Genomic DNA, 1859 nt, shown 5'->3' with positions numbered 1-1859 from the left:
GGCCTCTACTCGCCGCAGGTCACCGGCATGATCCAGCAGTACTTCACCGGCGGCGGCCGCGCCCGCGCGTTCGCCCTGCTCGGGCTGGTCGTGTCGGCGTCCGTCGCCGTCGGGCCCGTTCTCGCCGGCACCATCATCCAGTTCGTCGGCAGCCACGACGGCTGGCGCTGGACGTTCTTCACCTACATCCCCGTCGGCCTCGCGGGCATCGCTCTCGCGCTCGCCTGGTTCCCCTTCGAGACCGAACGGCGGCTACGCGGCGCCGACCGCCCACGCGTCGACCTCGACCCGGTCGGCACCCTGCTCATGGGTGCCGCCGTGCTCGGCTCCATGTACCCCTTCATGGCCCGGACGCCGTGGGCGTGGGCCCTCCTGCCCGCCGCCGCCCTCACCTTGTGGGTCTGGGTGCGCTGGGAGCGCCGCTACGCCGCCCGCGGTGGCGAGCCCCTCGTCGACCTCGCCCTGTTCGGCTACCGCTCCTACCGCAACGGCATTATCGTCTCGGGCGGCGTCTTCCTAGGCGTGACGAGCACGTTCGTCGTGGTCGCGTTGTTCCTCCAGACCGGGCTCGGCACCGGGGCGCTCATCGCCGGGCTCATCGGGCTGCCCAACGCCCTGGCCTCGGCGTTCGCGTCGGTCTACACGGTTCGCTTCGTCATGGCCAACGGCCGCCGCCTCATCATCGGCGCCCTCGTCATCGCCCTCACCTCCACCCTGTCGGCCATCGTCGTCGCCTGGCTCATCGAGACCGCCGGCCTCTCCTTCTGGTGGCTCGCGGCCCCGCTCGGCCTCATGGGGCTCGGCATGGGCACCTTCATGTCGGCCAACCAGACCATGTCGATGCAGGACGTCCCCGGCACCCACGGCGGCACCGCCGGCGGCCTCAAGCAGACCGTCGAACGCATCGCCACCGCCATGGGCAACGCCGTGATCACCAGCGTGTTCTTCCTCGTCGCCAGCTGGGGCGACTGGGTGCACGCCTTCATGGCCGCGTTCGCCGCGATCTCGGTCTGCCTCGCCGTGGCCCTCGGCCTCGGGATCCTCGACGAGCGGCAGCACCGGCGTCCGGCCTGACCCCGTTGCTCCCGGACGCCGCCGACCCGGCCGCGTGCCCTCAGGGGCCGGTCATGCGACCGACCGCGTCCAGGCCGGAGGTGATGAGCGCGTCGTCGATGAGGTCGAGGTCGATGTAGGTCGACGCCGACTGCTCGCGCGCCTCATACCAGACGTGCCCGGACGCCGCGTCCACCACTCTCACCTTGAAGTCGTACAGGACGAACTGGCCGCGCCAGGCCATCACCGTGTCGAGCGAATCGATCGGCACGTCCCAGAGGAACTGTTCGGTGCGCGGGTCGTAGGCCACCGTGTAGTCATCGAGGACGAAGAAGACGATCCCGCCGGCCTGGAGGGAGATCGGCTCCGCCACCAACCCGAACACCTCTGTGTACTCGGTCGGCATGATGACGTCCCCCGTAGCACCCGTGGCCAGATCGACTTTCACCGCCGCCCCGTCGCTGTTGATGAAGACCGGGACCGAGACGTCGCCCTCGGCCGGATCGTGCCTGGGGAAGGCCAGGTGAACGCCCGGATCGGTGAAGTGGAGCAGCTGCAGGTCGTAGGTGTATGCGGCCGCCATGCCGCCGCTGTTGCACCACAGACGCTCCCCGTCGTCCACCAGCCGAGGGCACCGCGGCATGCCGACGAGACGGCCCTGCGCCGCGTCCAGGAACACGGTGAGGTTCCCGATCCACAAGGCAGTGAGCCCGTCGGCGACCGTGCGGATGCGCGGGCGGTCGAGGGCCAGCCCCTCCGTGGGCGGGAACTTCCGCACGATCAGCCGGTTCTCGGTGAACATCTCG

Annotated in this window: 2 protein-coding genes; one reads left to right on the top strand and one right to left on the bottom strand. The window is 70.2% G+C overall.

Going from position 1 to position 1859, the window contains the following annotated elements:
• On the top strand, positions 1–1074 hold a 1074-nt coding region (locus tag Q1K57_RS14060; RefSeq protein WP_300083688.1), incomplete at its 5' end, for an MFS transporter.
• Between the two features lie 40 nt (positions 1075–1114).
• On the opposite strand, the gene Q1K57_RS14055 is transcribed toward Q1K57_RS14060, so the two are convergent.
• Positions 1115–1859 (bottom strand): hypothetical protein (locus tag Q1K57_RS14055; protein WP_300083686.1); only part of this gene is annotated, 745 nt, incomplete at its 5' end.

Source organism: Propioniciclava sp. (genome assembly GCF_029977985.1).
In the GTDB taxonomy this organism is placed as follows: Bacteria; Actinomycetota; Actinomycetes; order Propionibacteriales; family Propionibacteriaceae; genus Propioniciclava.
This window is presented reverse-complemented; position numbering and strand designations above follow the sequence as displayed.